14 protein-coding genes and 1 riboswitch are annotated in these 16,497 nt (G+C 70.3%); of the genes, 8 read left to right on the plus strand and 6 right to left on the minus strand.

What is annotated here, in order from left to right; genetic code table 11:
- The first annotated feature begins 83 nt into the window (after positions 1–83).
- A complete protein-coding gene (locus ACZZZB_RS04320) occupies positions 84–1,580 on the plus strand; it encodes an MFS transporter (protein ID WP_463529070.1) in 1,497 nt (498 codons plus the stop codon).
- 81 nt (positions 1,581–1,661) lie between these two features.
- Here ACZZZB_RS04320 and ACZZZB_RS04325 read toward each other — a convergent pair whose 3' ends face one another.
- Positions 1,662–2,018: a DUF2200 domain-containing protein gene (locus ACZZZB_RS04325; protein ID WP_463529071.1), complete on the minus strand. Its 357-nt coding sequence runs from the start codon at positions 2,016–2,018 to the stop codon at positions 1,662–1,664.
- Between the two features lie 117 nt (positions 2,019–2,135).
- Between ACZZZB_RS04325 and ACZZZB_RS04330 the strand changes: the two genes are divergently transcribed.
- Positions 2,136–3,254 (plus strand): lysostaphin resistance A-like protein, encoded by a 1,119-nt coding sequence (locus ACZZZB_RS04330; RefSeq protein WP_463529072.1) that lies wholly within the window; start codon positions 2,136–2,138, stop codon positions 3,252–3,254.
- Here the strand turns inward: ACZZZB_RS04330 and ACZZZB_RS04335 are convergent.
- Positions 3,196–3,711, minus strand: coding sequence for a YbaK/EbsC family protein (locus tag ACZZZB_RS04335; RefSeq protein WP_463529073.1), 516 nt, complete (start codon positions 3,709–3,711; stop codon positions 3,196–3,198). The two genes, ACZZZB_RS04330 and ACZZZB_RS04335, sit on opposite strands and share 59 nt — an antisense overlap.
- Before the next feature lie 38 nt (positions 3,712–3,749).
- Positions 3,750–4,562, minus strand: a complete 813-nt coding sequence (locus ACZZZB_RS04340) for a DeoR/GlpR family DNA-binding transcription regulator (protein ID WP_064296618.1) — start codon at positions 4,560–4,562, stop codon at positions 3,750–3,752.
- An 83-nt stretch (positions 4,563–4,645) separates the two neighbouring features.
- Between ACZZZB_RS04340 and galT the strand changes: the two genes are divergently transcribed.
- The 3 genes from galT (at position 4,646) to ACZZZB_RS04355 (ending at position 8,004) form a co-directional block, all read left to right on the plus strand.
- Positions 4,646–5,797 (plus strand): galactose-1-phosphate uridylyltransferase, encoded by a 1,152-nt coding sequence (gene galT, locus ACZZZB_RS04345; protein ID WP_463529074.1) that lies wholly within the window; start codon positions 4,646–4,648, stop codon positions 5,795–5,797.
- Positions 5,794–6,954 carry a galactokinase gene (galK, locus tag ACZZZB_RS04350; RefSeq protein WP_411558034.1) on the plus strand — a complete coding sequence of 387 codons (1,161 nt, stop codon included), beginning with the start codon at positions 5,794–5,796 and terminating at the stop codon, positions 6,952–6,954. Before galT ends, galK begins: the two co-directional genes overlap by 4 nt.
- Positions 6,955–7,086: 132 nt before the next feature.
- Positions 7,087–8,004 carry a hypothetical protein gene (locus tag ACZZZB_RS04355; protein ID WP_137242117.1) on the plus strand — a complete coding sequence of 306 codons (918 nt, stop codon included), beginning with the start codon at positions 7,087–7,089 and terminating at the stop codon, positions 8,002–8,004.
- 26 nt (positions 8,005–8,030) lie between these two features.
- Here ACZZZB_RS04355 and ACZZZB_RS04360 read toward each other — a convergent pair whose 3' ends face one another.
- Both ACZZZB_RS04360 and glyA read right to left on the minus strand, forming a co-directional pair.
- Positions 8,031–8,903, minus strand: coding sequence for a bifunctional methylenetetrahydrofolate dehydrogenase/methenyltetrahydrofolate cyclohydrolase (locus tag ACZZZB_RS04360; protein ID WP_071259424.1), 873 nt, complete (start codon positions 8,901–8,903; stop codon positions 8,031–8,033).
- Between the two features lie 11 nt (positions 8,904–8,914).
- A complete protein-coding gene (gene glyA / locus ACZZZB_RS04365) occupies positions 8,915–10,186 on the minus strand; it encodes a serine hydroxymethyltransferase (protein WP_192004707.1) in 1,272 nt (423 codons plus the stop codon).
- Between the two features lie 42 nt (positions 10,187–10,228).
- A riboswitch (ZMP/ZTP riboswitch) is annotated at positions 10,229–10,347 on the minus strand.
- Between the two features lie 158 nt (positions 10,348–10,505).
- Here glyA and ACZZZB_RS04370 point away from each other — a divergent pair.
- Both ACZZZB_RS04370 and ACZZZB_RS04375 read left to right on the plus strand, forming a co-directional pair.
- Positions 10,506–12,008, plus strand: a complete 1,503-nt coding sequence (locus ACZZZB_RS04370) for a family 20 glycosylhydrolase (RefSeq protein ID WP_137242119.1) — start codon at positions 10,506–10,508, stop codon at positions 12,006–12,008.
- 403 nt (positions 12,009–12,411) lie between these two features.
- Positions 12,412–14,649: a sigma-70 family RNA polymerase sigma factor gene (locus ACZZZB_RS04375; RefSeq protein ID WP_463529075.1), complete on the plus strand. Its 2,238-nt coding sequence runs from the start codon at positions 12,412–12,414 to the stop codon at positions 14,647–14,649.
- A 39-nt stretch (positions 14,650–14,688) separates the two neighbouring features.
- Here ACZZZB_RS04375 and ACZZZB_RS04380 read toward each other — a convergent pair whose 3' ends face one another.
- Positions 14,689–15,915, minus strand: coding sequence for an MFS transporter (locus ACZZZB_RS04380; protein WP_463529076.1), 1,227 nt, complete (start codon positions 15,913–15,915; stop codon positions 14,689–14,691).
- A gap of 184 nt (positions 15,916–16,099) precedes the next feature.
- On the opposite strand from ACZZZB_RS04380, the gene ACZZZB_RS04385 reads away from it, so the two are divergent.
- Positions 16,100–16,492: a MerR family transcriptional regulator gene (locus ACZZZB_RS04385; RefSeq protein ID WP_161578547.1), complete on the plus strand. Its 393-nt coding sequence runs from the start codon at positions 16,100–16,102 to the stop codon at positions 16,490–16,492.
- Positions 16,493–16,497 lie beyond the last annotated feature (5 nt).

A 16,497-nucleotide genomic window follows, 5' to 3' on the forward strand; every position in this document is an offset into this window, starting at 1 on the left:
CCGGGAACAGCATAGTTCAGGAACTCGAACGTTCTGGAACTATTCGGTTCCGAAACTGCTCAGTTCCGTATAGAGTCCTCAGCATGACTTCGAATCTCGCCGCCGGAACCCCGGCAGTCTCCTCACGCCGCTGGTGGACGCTCGTCACCGTCGGCCTCGCGCAACTCATGGTCGTGCTCGACGCCACCGTCGTGAACATCGCGATGCCCGCCGCACAGGCCGACCTCGGGTTCTCCGACGGCGATCGCCAGTGGATCGTCACCGCCTACTCCCTCGCCTTCGGCAGCCTGCTGCTGCTCGGCGGACGCCTGTCCGACCTCATGGGCCGGAAGCGGGCCTTCATCATCGGGCTCGTCGGGTTCGCGATCGCCTCGGCCCTCGGAGGCGCAGCGGACTCGTTCGGCACCCTCGTCGCCGCGCGGGCACTCCAGGGCGTCTTCGCCGCCCTCCTCGCACCGACCGCGCTCGCGATGCTCACGACCACCTTCACGATCCCGAAGGAGCGCGCCCGCGCGTTCGGCGTCTTCGGTGCGATCGCCGGCGCAGGTGGCGCGGTCGGTCTCCTCCTCGGCGGATTCCTCACCGAGCAGTTCGACTGGCGCTGGAACCTGTACATCAACGTCGTGATCGCCGTGATCGCCATCGTCGGGGCGGTCCTCTTCATCACCACCCCGAAGACGACCGGCCCCCGCCCCAAGCTCGACGTTCCGGGCACCGTCCTCGTCTCGGGTGCGTTGTTCAGCCTCGTCTACGGCTTCGCCAATGCCGAGACCGACGGGTGGGACTCGCCGCTCAGCTGGGCCTTCCTCGCCGCCGCAGCCGTGCTCCTCGTCGTGTTCGTCCTCTGGCAGCGCCGGGCCGCGCACCCGCTCCTCCCGTTGTCGATCATCCTCGACCGCAACCGCGGTGCCGCGTTCATCTCGGTCATGATCGCCGGAGCCGGGATGTTCGGCATCTTCCTCTTCGTCACCTACTACCTGCAGGCCTCGCTCGGGTACTCACCACAGCAGACGGGCTTCGCCTTCCTCCCGATGATCGGGATGCTCGTGCTCGCCGCGCAGCTGGGGACCAACCTCCTCGTCCCCCGCTTCGGGCCGAAGGTCATGGTGCCGTTCGGCATGACGCTCGGTGCGATCGGCATGCTCCTCCTCACCCGACTCGACCTCGACAGCTCCTATGTCGGCAACGTCATGCCCGCGCTCATGGTGCTCGGCTTCGCGATGGGATCGATCATGCCCGCCTCGATGCAGACCGCGACGCTCGGTGTCGACCGGGCGTTCGCCGGGGTCGCGTCGGCGACGGTCAACACGAGCCAGCAAGTCGGAGGGTCGATCGGTGTGGCGCTGCTCAACACCCTCGCGGCGAGCGCCGCCACGGCCTACGTGACCGACAACGCGCCGCCCACTCCCGAGGTGCTGGCGCAGGCTGCGATCCAGAGCTACCAGACCGCCTATTTCTGGGGCGCCGGGTTCTTCGCGGTCGGCGCCTTGACGGCGGCACTGCTGTTCCGCCGACGCAACCAGGGTCTCGCCCTGCACCACGCCCCGGAGGCGTCCGCGGAACCGGTGCTCGCGCACTGATCCAAGCGGGTCCCGAGCACACGGCCGTCGCGCACTCGCGCGGCGGCCGTCTGCGTCATCGGAGGGGCTCGCGTTCGGCCGTCAGGCGGAGGTGCGGAGGATCGACGTCATCTTCTTCCCCTTCGCGACCTCGTCCACGAGCTTGTCGAGCTGACGGATGCGCTGCATCAGGGGATCCTCGATCTCCTCGACGCGGATGCCGCAGATGAGCCCCGTGATGAGCGACGCGTTGGGGTGCATCGCCGGCGCTTCGGCGAAGAAGGTCTCGAAGTCGGTACCGTCGGCGAGCACCCGTTCGATCGCGGCGTCGTCGTAGCCCGTGAGCCAGGTGATGACCTGGTCCACCTCGTCCTTCGCGTGGCCCTTCCGCTCCGCCTTCGCGACGTAGAGCGGGTACACGCTGGCGAAGCTCGTCGTGAAGATGCGGTGTCCGGCCATACCGGCGAGTCTCCCACCGTCGCGCGTTCGGGACCAGGCCCATCGCCGGCTGTCCGTCGCTCGTCGTCCATCGCTCGGGGGACGCGTCCTGCCGCGACGGCTGCCTACCCTGGCAGCATGACGAATCCCGGACAGCACCCGCAGACGCCTTCGCCATCACCCTCGACGACGCCGGCCTCGACGACACCGGCGTCGATGCCGGCCTCGACGCCCGTCGATCCGGCCGTGCCCCAGCCGCAGCTCGCGACGTACGACCACGCCCTCCGCGCCGCACCGGCCTGGTGGCGTGGCGCACTCGCGCTCCTCCTGCTCGTCGTGGGGTTCCTGATCCTCTCGATCGTGCTCGGCGGCATCGCGCTCATCGTGGACGTGGCCACCGGGGCGTACACGCTCGACGACGTCGCGAACGGCCTCATGACCCTGACGCCGGTGACGATGCTCGCGAACAACCTGTCGCTCGCCGCGCTCATCCCGGTGTCGATGCTCATCCAGTGGGCGATCTTCGGCGTCCGTCCACGGTGGCTGTCCTCGGTGGAGGGGCGCTTCCGTTGGCGCTGGTTCGGGCGCCTCGCGCTCATCATCGGCCCGGTGTGGATCGTGTACGTCGGCGCGTCCGTCCTGCTCTCCCCGCTCGAGCCCATCGTGGTCGACGGCACCATGATCGCGATGCTCGCCGTCGTGATCCTCACGACGCCGCTGCAGTCGGCCGGCGAGGAGTACGGGGCGCGCGGCCTCATCCAGCGCTCCGTCGGATCCTGGTTCAGTCGACCGATGACCGCGTTCCTCGTCGGCACGGTCGTCTCCGGCGCGGTCTTCGCCTCGGTGCACTTCGCCGGCGACCCCTGGCTCATCGCCTACTACTTCGTGTTCGGCGCCTCGATGTCCTTCGCCGCCCGCGGGACCGGTGGCCTCGAGGCGCCGGTGCTCATCCATGCGACGAACAACATCCTGCTCCTCGTCCCCACGGCCCTCATGTCGCAGACCGACCAGGTCTTCGAGCGAGGCGAGGGCGCCGGCGGACCGTTCATGCTCATCCCGATGGCGCTCTGCGTCGCCGCAGCCGTCGTGAGCACCTGGTGGGGGCGCAGGAACGGCGTGACCGCGACGGCTCCGCTGCCGCCGAGCCGGGTGACGACGCAGCAGGGGACGCCGCCGGCCGCCATGGCCGCTCCGGTGGCTACGCCGACGCAGCTGCCGACGACCCCGCAGGATCCGTCGGCGGCTCCACCGCGATGACCTGCCCGCCGGTCACTCGCACGAGCTCCTCGAAGGTCGTCGGGAACACCGTGTGCGCATGGCCGGCTGCGGCCCAGACCTCCGGGTAGGCAGCGAGCGCCTCGTCCACATAGGTGCGGATCGGTTCCGGGTGACCGACGGGCGCGACGCCACCGATCGCCTGTCCAGTCGCCGCCTTGACGACCTCGGCGTCAGCACGCTTCAGCCGTCCACCGAGCCGCTCGCCGACCCAGGCGGTGTCGACACGGTGGGCGCCGCTCGTGAGGATCAGCGTCGGCTCGCCGTCGAGCGTGAACACGAGGGAGTTCGCGATCGCCCCGACCTCGATCCCCAAGGCCTCCGCTGCCAGCGCCGCCGTTCGTGCAGCGTCGTCGAGCCAGGTGATCTCGCCCTGAGCCCCGCGATCACGCAGCGTCTGCTCGACGACGGACACGGCCGGATGCGCTCGATCACTCATGCGACCATGCTGCCGCATCGGGCGGTCCGCGCGCGAGGTCAGTCGCCGAGCGGGACGAGCGTCACCGCGAGTCCCGCTTCCCGGAGGAGCGCGATGGTCTCGGGCGCGGCCCCGTCGTCGGTCAGGAGGGCGTCGAAGGCCTCCAGGCCGGCGATCCGGCCGAGCTGCCGCACACCGAGCTTCGAGGCATCGGCGACCACGACCACCCGCTCGGCCGCGCGAACCATCCTGGCTTTCACCTCGGCCTCGGGCAGGTTGACGTTGGTCACGCCATGGCCTGCGTCGACACCGTTGCACCCGATGAAGGCGAGATCGGCGTGGACCTGGCCGAGTAGCGAACCGGCGAGCGGATCGACGAGCGAATGCTGGAGCGGCCGAAGCGATCCACCAGTGACGATCACCGAGAACCTCGGGATCTCCGACTCGAGCTCGAGCGCGATGGTCAGGCCGTTCGTGATGACCACGACGTCGGCGAGGTCGCGGCGAGCCTTGAGCGCGCGGGCGAGGGCGAGGCCGGTGCTGCCGACGTCGACGATCACGCTCTGACCGGAGCGCACCATCGCGGCCGCCGCCTCACCGATCCGCTGCTTCGCGTGGGCCGAGGTCGCGGTCGCGAGTTCGATCGGCGACTCCACGGCGCCGCGTCCCTGCACGGGCATCGCACCTCCGTGCACGCGGACGGCCTCGCCCTGGTCGACGAGGGTGTCGAGGTCCGTCCGGGCGGTCACCCGGGAGACGCCGAAGTCGTCGGAGATGTCGGCGACGCGCACGAAGCCGCGCTCATCGAGGAGCTCGCGGATGCGGTCGCGTCGCAGTGGGGCGGGCAACTGCATCGGCTCGTCGTCGGACATGCTTGAATCTTCGCTGACTTGCCTATACTTTTCAAGGCGAAACGTTGTACGTTTCCTTTCGACAACCCGTTCTGAGGATCCCCATGCCCCCACTCGACGACACCTTCGTCATCGACCCGGCGATCGCGAGCTCGACCCAGCGCCTCGCCGACGGTCGCGAACTCATCTACTTCGACGACGTCGACACGACGCTGCCCGCGGAGCGCCTGCCCGACGCACGCGAACTCGCGCCACGACCACCGACCGCGTCCATGCGCCAGGACCCGCTGACGGGTGAGTGGATCTCGATCGCCGCCGCCCGCCAGAACCGCGTGATGCTGCCACCCGCGAACCTCGACCCGCTCGCGCCCGCGAGCCCCTCGAACCCCTCCGAGATCCCCGACCAGTACGACGTCGCGGTCTTCGAGAACAAGTCGCCGTCCTTCGGACCGCTGCTCGAAGACGAGAACGCACCGGTCGATCTCGCCGACCTCGAGACGATCGGGATCGGCCGGACGCGCACCTCGGTCGGCCGCTGCGAGGTCGTGAGTTTCAGCCCGTCGAGCACCGGCTCCTTCGGTTCGCTGTCCCGCACCCGTGCGCGCACGGTCATCGAGGCGTGGGCCCGCCGGACGCACGCGCTGTCGCAGATCGACTCGATCCAGCAGGTGTTCCCCTTCGAGAACCGCGGGGAGCAGATCGGTGTCACCCTCCACCACCCGCACGGACAGATCTACTCCTACCCCTACGTGACCCCGCGCACGCAGCGACTCATCGCCGCGAGCGAGGCCTACGGTCCCGGACTCTTCGCCGACATCCTCGCCGCCGAGCAGGCTGACGAGCGCGTCGTCCTCGCGGGCGAGCACTGGACGGCGTTCGTCCCGTTTGCGGCGCGCTGGCCCATCGAGGTACACCTGCTCCCCCACCGGCACGTGCCCGACTTCGCCGCGACCTCGCTCGAGGAACGCGACGAGCTCGCCGGTCTCTACCTGCGGCTGCTGCGCGGCGTCGACGCCCTGTACGACACCCCGACACCGTACATCGCCGCCTGGCACCAGGCACCGACCCGCGTCCACCGCGACGAGCTCCGACTCCACCTGCAGCTCACCTCCCCGCGTCGTGGAGCCGACCGCTTGAAGTACCTGGCCGGCTCCGAGGCCGCGATGGGAGCCTGGATCGGCGACGTCCCACCGGAGACAACCGCCACCGCCCTGCGCGCCGCGATCGCCGCAGCCGACGAGGAGAACCCCGTATGACCGACCTGCAGCGCACCGCCACGAGCGGATTCGAGAACGCCTTCGGCAGCGAGCCGCACGGCCTCTGGACCGCGCCCGGCCGCGTGAACATCATCGGCGAGCACACCGACTACAACGACGGCTTCGTGTTCCCGATGGCGATCGACCGCCGCACCGTCGCCGCCGTCCGGCGTCGCGACGACGACCGCATCCGGGTGTCGAGCAGCTTCTCACCGGAGATCGTCGAGGTCTCGGTGCGCGCGCTCGATCCCGACGCCTTGCACGGCTGGTCCGCCTACCCGCTCGGGGTCGCGTGGGCGCTCGGCCAGTTCGGGGCACCCTTGCAGGAGGTGCCCGGGGTCGACATCTACATCCACTCCGACGTCCCGGTCGGGGCAGGCCTCTCCTCCTCCGCGGCCATCGAGGCCTCAGTCGCCGTCGCACTCACCGAGATCTGGCACCTCGACCACGACCGCCGGACGCTCGCGAAGATCTGCCAGCTCGCCGAGAACCGAGCGGTCGGTGCGCCGACCGGCATCATGGACCAGTCGGCGTCGCTCCTCGGCCAACGTGACTGCGGCGTCTTCCTCGACTGCCGCTCGCTCGAGACCGACGTCATCCCGCTCGGCTTCGAGGAGCACGACCTCGAGCTGCTCGTCATCGACACGCGCGTCGAGCACGCCCACGTCTCCGGCGGGTACGCGGCACGTCGGGCGTCCTGCGAGGCGGGGGCCGCAGCGCTCGGCGCCGACTCGCTCCGCGACGTCACGGTCGGCGACCTCGAGCGCGCTCGTGAGCTGCTCGACGACGAGACCTTCCGTCGTGTTCGTCACGTCGTGACCGAGAACCAGCGTGTCCTCGACACCGTCCGGACCCTGCGCGAGCACGGCCCGACGTCGATCGGCGAGCTGCTCGTGGCCTCGCACGCGTCGATGCGTGACGATTTCGAGATCTCGGTGCCGGAACTCGACCTGGCCGTCGAGACGTCGATGGCGGCCGGTGCGATCGGTTCGCGCATGACCGGTGGTGGCTTCGGGGGTGCGGCGATCGCCCTGGTCCCCGTCGCCCTGGCATCGTCCGTGGCCGAGGCGGTCACGGCGGCCTTCGCCGAGGCGTCCTTCACCGCCCCGACCATCTTCCCCGTCCGCCCCGCCGCCGGCGCCACCCGAGAATCCTGACCTCCCCTCCCCTGCCCACGAACTGTCACTTCCGGCTAGTCCCGGCCGCTCGGACTAGCGTCGAGTGACAGTTCGCGGGCAGGGTGTGGAGAACTTCCGACGCCGAAGCGCCGCAGTCGGCACCGTGGTGGGATGGTCCGCCGACGTCCCCTCCCCCTCGAACTCAGCAAGCAGCCGTTCTCCATGGCCGACGCCGACGACCTCGGCGTGCCTCGATCGCGGCTACGAGCGGGCGACCTCGCCACGCCGCACCGAGGCGTCCGGGCACCGCTCGACCAGCCCACGGACATCCCCGGACGCTGTCACGCCTACGCCCCGCTCCTGCACGACGGGCAGTTCTTCAGCCACGTGAGCGCGGCGGCCTTGCACGGCCTCCCCGTGCCCACCTGGGAACACCAGGCACCACTCGATGTCGCCTCCATCGCGCCGGCACGCGCGCCTCGAGGAGCGGGCGTGCGCGGGCATCAACTCGACGGGGACCACTGGGAGGTCGTCGCCGTCGAAGGACTGCCGGTACTGACCGCCGTCGACGCCTGGTGTCAGCTCGGAACCCGGCTCCCCGTGGACGACCTGGTGGTCGCCGGCGACGTCCTGCTCCGCCGCAAGCGACCGCTGGCCTCGGAGCAACAGATCGTCCGTGGGCTGGCACGGATGAACGGCCGTCGCGGCGCGAAACGGCTGCGGCTCGCGTTCTCGATGATGCGGCCTCGGACGGATTCGCCGATGGAGACCGCCTTGCGCTTGCTGATCGTCCGCGCGGGCCTTCCGGAACCGCTCGTCAACGAGGTCATCTCAGACGCCCACGGACGGTTTCTGGCCTTGGGCGACCTGGTGTATCCCGAACAGCGGGTCCTCGTCGAATACGACGGCGGCACCCACTTCACGGATGAACGGCAGATCTTCCACGACATCGATCGCCTCGACCGAGTCATGGCAGCGGGCTGGCGGGTCATCCGGGTGAATCGCTCGCACCTGACGGACCCGTCGCCCATCCTCACCGCCCTGGCTCGCGAACTGTCACTTCCGGCTAGTCCCGGCCGCTCGGACTAGCGTCGAGTGACAGTTCGCGGGCTGGGTTAGGGGGTGGCCATGCGGACGACGTTGGCGAGGAGACCAACGCGGGTCATGGGGCCGACACCACCGGGGTTCGGACTGATCCACGAGGCGACCTCGGCCACGTCGGGGGCGACGTCGCCCACGACCCGGGACTTGCCGGTCTCGGGGTCGGTCTCGCGGCTCACACCGACGTCGAGGACGATCACGCCCGGCTTCACGGCATCGCGCGTGACGATCCCGGGGACGCCTGCCGCGGCGACGATCACGTCGGCGGTGCGGAGGATGTCGTCGAGTCCGACCGTTCCGGTGTGCGTCAGCGTCACCGTCGCGTTGTATTCGCGACGGGTGAGCAGCGGGCCGATCGCGCGACCGACGGTGACCCCGCGGCCCACGACGACGACGTGCTTGCCCGCCCAGCTGATCCCATGGCGTTCCACCAGCTCGATGACGCCCTTCGGCGTGCACGGCAGCGGCGTGTGGATCGGGCGGTTCACGTTGAGCACGAGACGACCGAGGTTGGTCGGGTGGAGGCCGTCGGCGTCCTTCTCCGGGTCGATGCGCTCGAGAATGGCGTCGGTGTCGATGTGCTTCGGCAGCGGCAGCTGCACGATGTAGCCGGTGCAGCTCTCGTCGGCGTTGAGCTCGTCGAGGACGGCCTCGAGCTCCTCCTGCGAGACCGTCTCGGGCAGGTCGCGTCGGATCGACTCCATGCCGACCTCGGCGCAGTCGCGGTGCTTCCCGGCGACGTACCACTGCGAACCCGGGTCGGACCCGACGAGGACGGTGCCCAGCCCGACCGAGATGCCGCGCTCCTTGAGCGCGGCCACCTCGATCGCGAGTTCGGACTTGATGGCGGCGGCCGTGGCCTTACCGTCGAGGATCTGTGCGGTCATGCTCCCGCGCCCTACTGCTGGAGGCCGGGGTAGAGCGGGAAGCGCTCGGCGAGCGCCGTGACACGCTCCCGGAGGGCTCCGGCCTCGGCACCGTTGCGCAGCGCGAGAGCGATGATGTCGGCGACCTCGGCGAACTCGGTGTCGCCGAAGCCACGCGTCGCGAGTGCCGGGGTACCGATCCGCAGCCCGGAGGTGACCATCGGCGGGCGCGGGTCGAACGGCACCGAGTTGCGGTTGACCGTGATGCCGACCTCGTGGAGGAGGTCTTCGGCCTGCTGGCCGTCGAGCTCGGAGGTGCGGAGGTCGGCGAGCACGAGGTGCACGTCGGTGCCGCCGGTGAGGACGTCGATGCCGGCTGCCTTCGACGCCTCGGAGGTGAGCGCCTCGGCGAGGAGCTTGGCACCGCGGAGCGTGCGCTCCTGGCGGTCCTTGAACTCCGCCGTGGCGGCGAGCTTGAACGCCGTCGCCTTGGCGGCGATGACGTGCATGAGCGGTCCGCCCTGCTGGCCGGGGAACACGTTCGAGTTGAGCTTCTTGGCGAGCTCCATGTCGCGGCTCACGATGAAGCCGGAGCGCGGGCCGCCGATGGTCTTGTGCACGGTGGAGGACACGACGTCGGCGAACGGCACGGGCGACGGGTGGACCCCTGCGGCGACGAGGCCGGCGAAGTGCGCCATGTCGACCCAGAGCTTCGCGCCGACCTCGTCGGCGATCGCGCGGAACGCGGCGAAGTCGAGCTGGCGCGGGTAGGCGGACCAACCGGCGATGATGACCTGCGGCTTGTGCTCGAGTGCCTTGTCGCGGACGACGTCCATGTCGACGAGGAAGGTCTCGGGGTCGACGCCGTAGGAGACGGCGTTGTAGAGCTTGCCGGAGAAGTTGAGCTTCATGCCGTGGGTGAGGTGACCACCGTGGGCGAGCTCGAGACCGAGGATGGTGTCGCCGGGGGTGGCGATCGCCGAGAGGACCGCGGCGTTGGCCGTGGCGCCCGAGTGCGGCTGGACGTTCGCGTACTCGGCACCGAAGAGGCTCTTGGCCCGCTCGATCGCGAGGGACTCGGCGATGTCGACGAACTCGCAGCCGCCGTAGTAGCGACGACCCGGGTAGCCCTCGGCGTACTTGTTGGTGAGGACGCTGCCCTGCGACTGCAGGACGGAGACGGGCACGAAGTTCTCGCTCGCGATCATCTCGAGGGTGTTGCGCTGGCGACCGAGCTCCTGCTCGAGGACCGCTGCGATCTCGGGATCGACCTCGGAGAGTGGCGCGTTGAAGGTGTCGGACAAGACTGGCTCCCTTTTGTGACAGAACGGATGTCGGTGATGTGCCGTTTCGGCCCAGGCGTGCGGCCGAATCCGCCCTTGTCTTCAAGGTGCAGGGTCGCTCCCCGATGGTGAACCATCTGAGGCGGAGCGGAACTCCGTCTATACGCCAGTTGCGACTGCTAGCAGCATAGCAACGGGACGCCCGACGCGCACCGTCCTGTGGAGAGGTCGGGCAGCGGTGGGGGCCGGTGTGTCAGGATGGCCCGACGCTTGTTCACCCTCCGAACAAACCCGTTCCAGCCCCCACGATCCCGCGTCGCCGACGCCGAAGGAACCGCGCATGAGCCTGCTGCCCCGCCCCGTCTCGCAGACCACGGACGCCTCCGCTCCCCCGTTCCGGTTGTCGACGGAGTCGGTGATCCGTACCGACCCGTCGGTGGCGACCACGGCTCGGATCCTCGCCGACGCCCTGCGCACCTCGACGGGGTTCGCCCTCCCGGTCGAGACCACCGGCATGGAGCAGACCGTGGACTCCGCGGGCACGGACATCACGCTGTCGGTCGACCCCCGTCTGTCGACGACGACCGGGGCCTACCGATTGACCGCCGCGGTCTCCGGTGTCGAGATCGTCGGCACGGACGCCGACGGGGTCCACCACGGCACGCAGACGCTCAGGCACCTCCTCCCGCCGGCCAACTGGGCACCGACGGCCGGCGCACAGGACTGGATCGTCTCCGCGACCGTCATCGACGACGCTCCACGCTTCGCATACCGCGGCGCGATGCTCGACGTCGCAAGGCACTTCTTCACGGTCGCGCAGGTGCAGCGGTTCATCGACCAGATCGCCGCACTCAAGCTCAACCACCTGCATCTGCATCTCACCGACGACCAGGGGTGGCGCCTCGAGATCGCCGGGTGGCCGGAGCTCACCGGGATCGGTGCGGCGACCGCCGTCGGTGGAGGCTCGGGCGGCTCGTACAGCGCCGACGACTACCGGGCGATCATCGAGTACGCCGCCGACCGCCGCGTCACGATCGTCCCCGAGATCGACGTCCCCGGACACACGAACGCGGTCCTCGCGGCGTATCCCGAACTCAACCCGGACGGCGTCGCCCGCCAGCCCTACACCGGCACGGAGGTCGGCTTCTCGAGCCTCGACATCCATGCCGAGTCCACCTACACGTTCCTCGAGGACGTGTTCACCCAGCTCGCCGCGATGACCCCGGGCCCCTACCTCCACCTGGGCGGCGATGAAGCGCTCGCCACCACTGAGGCGGACTTCCTCCACTTCGCCCGTCGGGTGTCCGAGTTGGTCGCCGCGACCGGGAAGACCGCCATCGCCTGGCACGAGTTCGGCGCGTCACGCGACCTCGCCCCCGGCACCATCGGCCAGTACTGGAACTACGTCTCCCCCGAGGACGGTCACGCCGACAAGCTGCGCTCGTTCGTGGATCAGGGCGGGCAGGTCATCATGTCTCCGGCGGACGCCGCCTACCTCGACATGCAGTACCCCGACGTCGCGACGGCCGGCCTCACCTGGGCGGACGGGCCCACGAGTGTCGAACGCTCCGCCGTCTGGGAGCCGACCGAGATCGTCGAAGGCGTCGGTGAGCCGGACATCCTCGGCGTCGAGGCCCCGCTCTGGACGGAGACCGTGGCCGACGTGCAGACACTCGAGTTCCTCGTCTTCCCCCGGGTCGCGTCCATCGCGGAGATCGGATGGTCGGAGCGACGCGCGCCGGACTGGAGCGACTTCCGGGTCCGACTGGCCGAGCTTGCCCAGGGCTGGTCGGCCGCGGGCATCGCCTTCCACCGCTCCCCCGAGGTCAGCTGGCTCGACTGATCCGAGCGACGGTCGGGAAAGCGGCCGGGAGTGATGCTCGCCCCCGAGCACCACTCCCGGCCTGTCGACGGGTACGCACGAAGGCGCCCCCTCCCGTCGAGATCTGCAACGTTTCGGGTCCGTTGCCCGATGCACACCGGCCGTGGCGCGCATCGTGGCCGTCCGAGGACGACCCAGCAGGGTCCCCGTCGCCGGGAATCCTGCTCTTCATCCTGAGAGAGTGCCTCCGAGCAGGTCATGACGCGGTTTCCCAGAACATCCGAAACGGATCTTCCTCGGCGCCAGCGGCTGTCCGCGAGACACCTCGTGCCAAGATGAGGAATCGGCGTCATGATCCCGCTTCACCCGACTCTCTTGAGCGGGCACGGTGCCCGGTAGTGCGCAGCTCGCAGACGGAGGCATCATGAGCCTGGACACATCCCCGGCTTCATCGCTCACCGAGCGATCGGATGCCGAGCTCATCGAGCGCACCCGAACGGGCTCGCAGGACGCCTACGCGGAGCTGTGGCGACGGCACTCGAACGCCGGACGGACCGTCGCCCGGTCCGTCACCTCGAGCCTCGATCCCGACGACCTCGTCTCGGAGTCCTTCGCACGCATCTATCAGGCGGTCCGCCGCGGGAAGGGACCCACCGGCGCCTTCCGCCCGTACCTGTTCACCACCATCCGGAACACGGCGGCCGCATGGGGCCGCTCGCGTCGGGAGACCTCGCTCGACACCCTGGACTCATTCGAGGACCCGGACACGAACGAGGCCTCCTCGATCGAGGCCCTCGATCGCAGCCTGAGTGCCCGAGCGTTCCGGAGCCTGCCGACCCGGTGGCAGGAGGTGCTCTGGTACACGGAGATCGAGGCGATGACGCCTGCGGAGGTCGCGCCGCTCCTCGGGATGAAGGCCAACTCGGTGGCCGCGCTCGCTTACCGAGCACGCGAGGGGCTGCGCGAAGCGTGGATCCAGGCGCACCTGCAGGCCGTCGACGACGATTCGGAGCACGCCTTCACGATCAGCAGGCTCGGATCGTACGCGCGCGGGAACCTCTCCGCGCGGGACACGGCCAAGGTCGAGTCGCACCTGGACGCCTGTCAGCGGTGCACCATCGTGGCCGCTGAGGCGAAGGAGGTCGGCTCGCGCATGGCGCTCGTCCTCCTCCCCCTCGTCGCAGGCGCCGCCGGTGCGGCCGGCTACACCGCGTGGTTGCAGACGAACGGTGCGTCGACGACCGCGGTCGCCGCGATGCCGGCCGGCGTCACCGGCGGGGTCGCACTGACGGCGCACCTGAGCACCTCGGTGGCGGCCTCAGGCGGAGCAGCGGCTTCCGGTGCAGCCGGTTCCAGTGGCGCCGCATCCGGTGTCGGCGTCGCGTCGGGTGCGGGCGTCGCGGGTGCTGCGACGGCAGGTCTCTCCGGTGGCATCATCGCCGCGATCGGCGTCGGCGTCGTCGCGGCGGTGACCGCCGCCGCGCTCGTCCTGGGTCCGGTGGTGTTCCCGCCCGCAGCCGACTCGGCGACCTCCGTCTCCGCCGGCGAGACCAGTGACCCCGCCGCCGTGCCGACACCGGGCGCGACTCCGACCACGGGTCCGACGACGTCGCCGTCCGCGCCGACGACCCCGACACCCTCGGGACCGATGCCCACTCCCTGGCCGACGCCCGGCACGGGCGCAACGCCGCCTCCGGTCGCCGAGCCGCAGGTCCCGTCGCCGACGGCGCCGCCCGTCGCCCCTCCCGTCGATCCCGTCGACCCGGTGGACCCCGTGGATCCGACCGACCCCGAGGAGCTCCCGGCGCCGACGATGGCCGCCGACACCGGTGGCGGCTTCCTGTGGCCCGCCTTCAGCGGCACCGCAGCGGCCGGCGCCACCGTCGACATCCTCGACGGCGACGTGGTCGTCGCGTCGACGGTCGTGCCGGCCTCCGCTCGGCGGGCGTCCGCGACAGCCCCTCCCGAGACCGGGACCTGGTCGACCGGCCCGGTCGACCTCGGCCGCACGGGCACCTTCGTCCTGACTGTCCGCCAGACCCTCGGCGACGAGGTCTCCGTGTCCGCCGAACCGGCCACCATGTCGATCAGCGGGCCGGCCGTCACCGGGCTCCGGACGGTGCTGTCGGTGCAGTTCCTCGATCCGACCGGCCCGCTCGTGATCGTCGGTGCTCCCAATGGCGCGGTCGGATACACGGTCGACGGTGGTGACGAGCAACGCGTCGCGCTCGACGCCGACGGTCGAGCGACGCTCACCGGCGCCGCCGTCGCCGTCGGGTTCCACGAGCTCAGCGTCTGGAGCGTCGACCCGTCCGACCCATCGCGCGTGGGACCTGCGACCTCCGTCGAGTACCTCTCGCTGACCGGACTCCTGAGTACCGACGCCGCCGTCGATCCGGCGACGGCCCCGCTCCCGGAAGCGGTTCTGGACACCGTACCGGAGGCGGTTCCCGCTCCGGCCCCGGTTCAGGCCGTCGTCGACCCGATCGCGAAGCAGACCCCGGCCGAAGCGGATCCGGCGACGGAGACGGACGTGCCGAGTCCGACCGAGCAGGATCCGGCGACGGAGACGCCGGTGGAGACCGCGCCCGACGTCACCGCGCCGACCGATGGCGCAGACACCTCACCGGCGCCGACGACGGACGAACCGGCTGTACCGTAAGCGGTCCCGCTCAGCGCGTCCGCATCGGCTCGTGCTCGATCAGACGGTCTCGCGCTTGCGGGTGCGCAGCACGTCCGCCGCGAGGAGCGCGGTCGCGACCACGGCCAGGCACACGTACACCCACGGCAGCACGCCGAGACCGATCTCGGCGAGGAGCAACGCGCCGAGCGCCGAACCGCCACCGATACCCGTGTTGAACGCGGTCGTGTAGAACGCGTTGGCGGTGTCGCGGATGCGCGGGCTCGCCGCGTGCAGGAGGCGCGTCTGCATGAGCGGCGGCAGCATGCCGAAGGCCGTCCCCCAGAGGAAGAACGCGACGAGCGCGCCCGGAAGCCACCCTGCCGAGAGGGCGAGGACGCTCACCATGGCCGCAGACACGGTCAGGGCGACGAACAGCCCCGTGGTCGCGCGCCTCGCGAAGACGCTGCCGGTGAGGATGAGGCCGATCGCGCCCGCGACGCCGTAGACGAGGAGGAGGATGCTGAGCTGGCCGGCCGGGACACCGACCTCGCCGATGAGGAACGGCGCGATGTACGTGTAGAACGCGTAATGGCCCGCCATGATGACGCCGACCGCGATGCAGACGATCGCGACCGGGACGATGCTCGGATCACGACCCGTGGCACCCGAGGCGGCCGCATGCGACTCCTCCCGACCGACGGGCGGCAGCTTCCACCACACGACGACGGCGCCGAGGAGCATGGCCGCGGCGAGCACGCCGAACGCGAGGCGCCAGCCGAGCGCGTGCCCGAGCGCGGTGCTGAGCGGGACGCCGAGGACGAAGGCGAGCGTGCCGCCGGCGATCGTCACGGACACGGCGCGGGCGAGCTGTTCCTTCGGGACCAGGTGACCGGCGTACGCGCCGACGACCGCCCAGAAGACACCATGGGCGAGCCCGCCGAGCACGCGGGTGGCGACGAGGAGCTCGTAGTTCGGGGCGAGCGCGCCGAGACCGGTGCTCACGCCGAGGACCACGATGACGGCCACGAGCAGCGCGTGTCGCGGGACACGCCTGGTGAGGTGGATGAGCGCGGTGCTCGACAGCACCACCGTGAACGCGAACACGCTGACGAGGAGCCCGATCTGCGACTCGGTGACGCCGAGCGAGGTGCTCATCTCCGGGAGGAGGCCGGTCGGGATCATCTCGCCGGTGACGGAGAGGAAGGTGCCCGCCGCGAGCGCGATCAGGCCGACCCAGGGGAACGGCGGTGACGTCGGCTTGGAGGGTTCGGCGGCGCGCGCCGAGGAGGGCGAAGAGGAGGTCATCGGATTGCTCCAACGATGGCGTTCACTCGTCGGCTGACGTGGCGGACGAGTTCGTCTACGCGCTGATGTGCGCGCCCAGGGTCAACCGACATCCGGCGACCGCGGACGAGTCTACCCGAGGGCGGGAATGCGGAGGGCTCGATCCGACGTTGCAGCTGACGTGAAGGTGACAGAGAGGCCGCTCATGCGCATTGCAGAACTCGCTGAACGAACGGGTGTCCCGGCCACCCGGCTCCGCTCCTACGAGGAGGAGGGACTCCTGGTGGCCGTGCGTGCGTCGCACGCGCCCGACGAGTACGAACCGTCCGCGATCGACCACGTCGTCACGGTCGACAACCTGTTCGACGCGGGGCTCACGACCCGTCTCGTGCGCGTGGTCCTCGATCTCGACGACGCACGCACCTCGCGTGCCGTGCCCGACTGCTCCCGCGCGACGGCCGAGTCGCTCCACGCGCAGATCGCCTCGATCGACGCCCGCATCGACTGCCTGCGGCAGAGCCGCGAGACGGTGCGGTCGTACCTGCGGCAGTCCTCCCACGCCGACCTCGTCGACGAGCGGTCCGTCCCTGCGGCTTGAGCCGT

The sequence above is a fragment of the Plantibacter sp. AC185 genome, from assembly GCF_979258065.1.

Excerpts from the sequence above, each read along its gene's own strand:
- ACZZZB_RS04320 (WP_463529070.1), top strand. The coding sequence starts at position 84 with ATGACTTCGAATCTCGCCGCCGGAACCCCGGCAGTCTCCTCACGCCGC.
- ACZZZB_RS04340 (WP_064296618.1), bottom strand. The coding sequence starts at position 4,562 with ATGTCCGACGACGAGCCGATGCAGTTGCCCGCCCCACTGCGACGCGAC.
- ACZZZB_RS04380 (WP_463529076.1), bottom strand. The coding sequence starts at position 15,915 with ATGACCTCCTCTTCGCCCTCCTCGGCGCGCGCCGCCGAACCCTCCAAG.
- ACZZZB_RS04355 (WP_137242117.1), top strand. The coding sequence starts at position 7,087 with ATGGTCCGCCGACGTCCCCTCCCCCTCGAACTCAGCAAGCAGCCGTTC.
- galT (WP_463529074.1), top strand. The coding sequence starts at position 4,646 with ATGCCCCCACTCGACGACACCTTCGTCATCGACCCGGCGATCGCGAGC.
- ACZZZB_RS04370 (WP_137242119.1), top strand. The coding sequence starts at position 10,506 with ATGAGCCTGCTGCCCCGCCCCGTCTCGCAGACCACGGACGCCTCCGCT.
- ACZZZB_RS04325 (WP_463529071.1), bottom strand. The coding sequence starts at position 2,018 with ATGGCCGGACACCGCATCTTCACGACGAGCTTCGCCAGCGTGTACCCG.
- galK (WP_411558034.1), top strand. The coding sequence starts at position 5,794 with ATGACCGACCTGCAGCGCACCGCCACGAGCGGATTCGAGAACGCCTTC.
- ACZZZB_RS04375 (WP_463529075.1), top strand. The coding sequence starts at position 12,412 with ATGAGCCTGGACACATCCCCGGCTTCATCGCTCACCGAGCGATCGGAT.
- ACZZZB_RS04385 (WP_161578547.1), top strand. The coding sequence starts at position 16,100 with ATGCGCATTGCAGAACTCGCTGAACGAACGGGTGTCCCGGCCACCCGG.
- ACZZZB_RS04330 (WP_463529072.1), top strand. The coding sequence starts at position 2,136 with ATGACGAATCCCGGACAGCACCCGCAGACGCCTTCGCCATCACCCTCG.
- ACZZZB_RS04360 (WP_071259424.1), bottom strand. The coding sequence starts at position 8,903 with ATGACCGCACAGATCCTCGACGGTAAGGCCACGGCCGCCGCCATCAAG.
- ACZZZB_RS04335 (WP_463529073.1), bottom strand. The coding sequence starts at position 3,711 with ATGAGTGATCGAGCGCATCCGGCCGTGTCCGTCGTCGAGCAGACGCTG.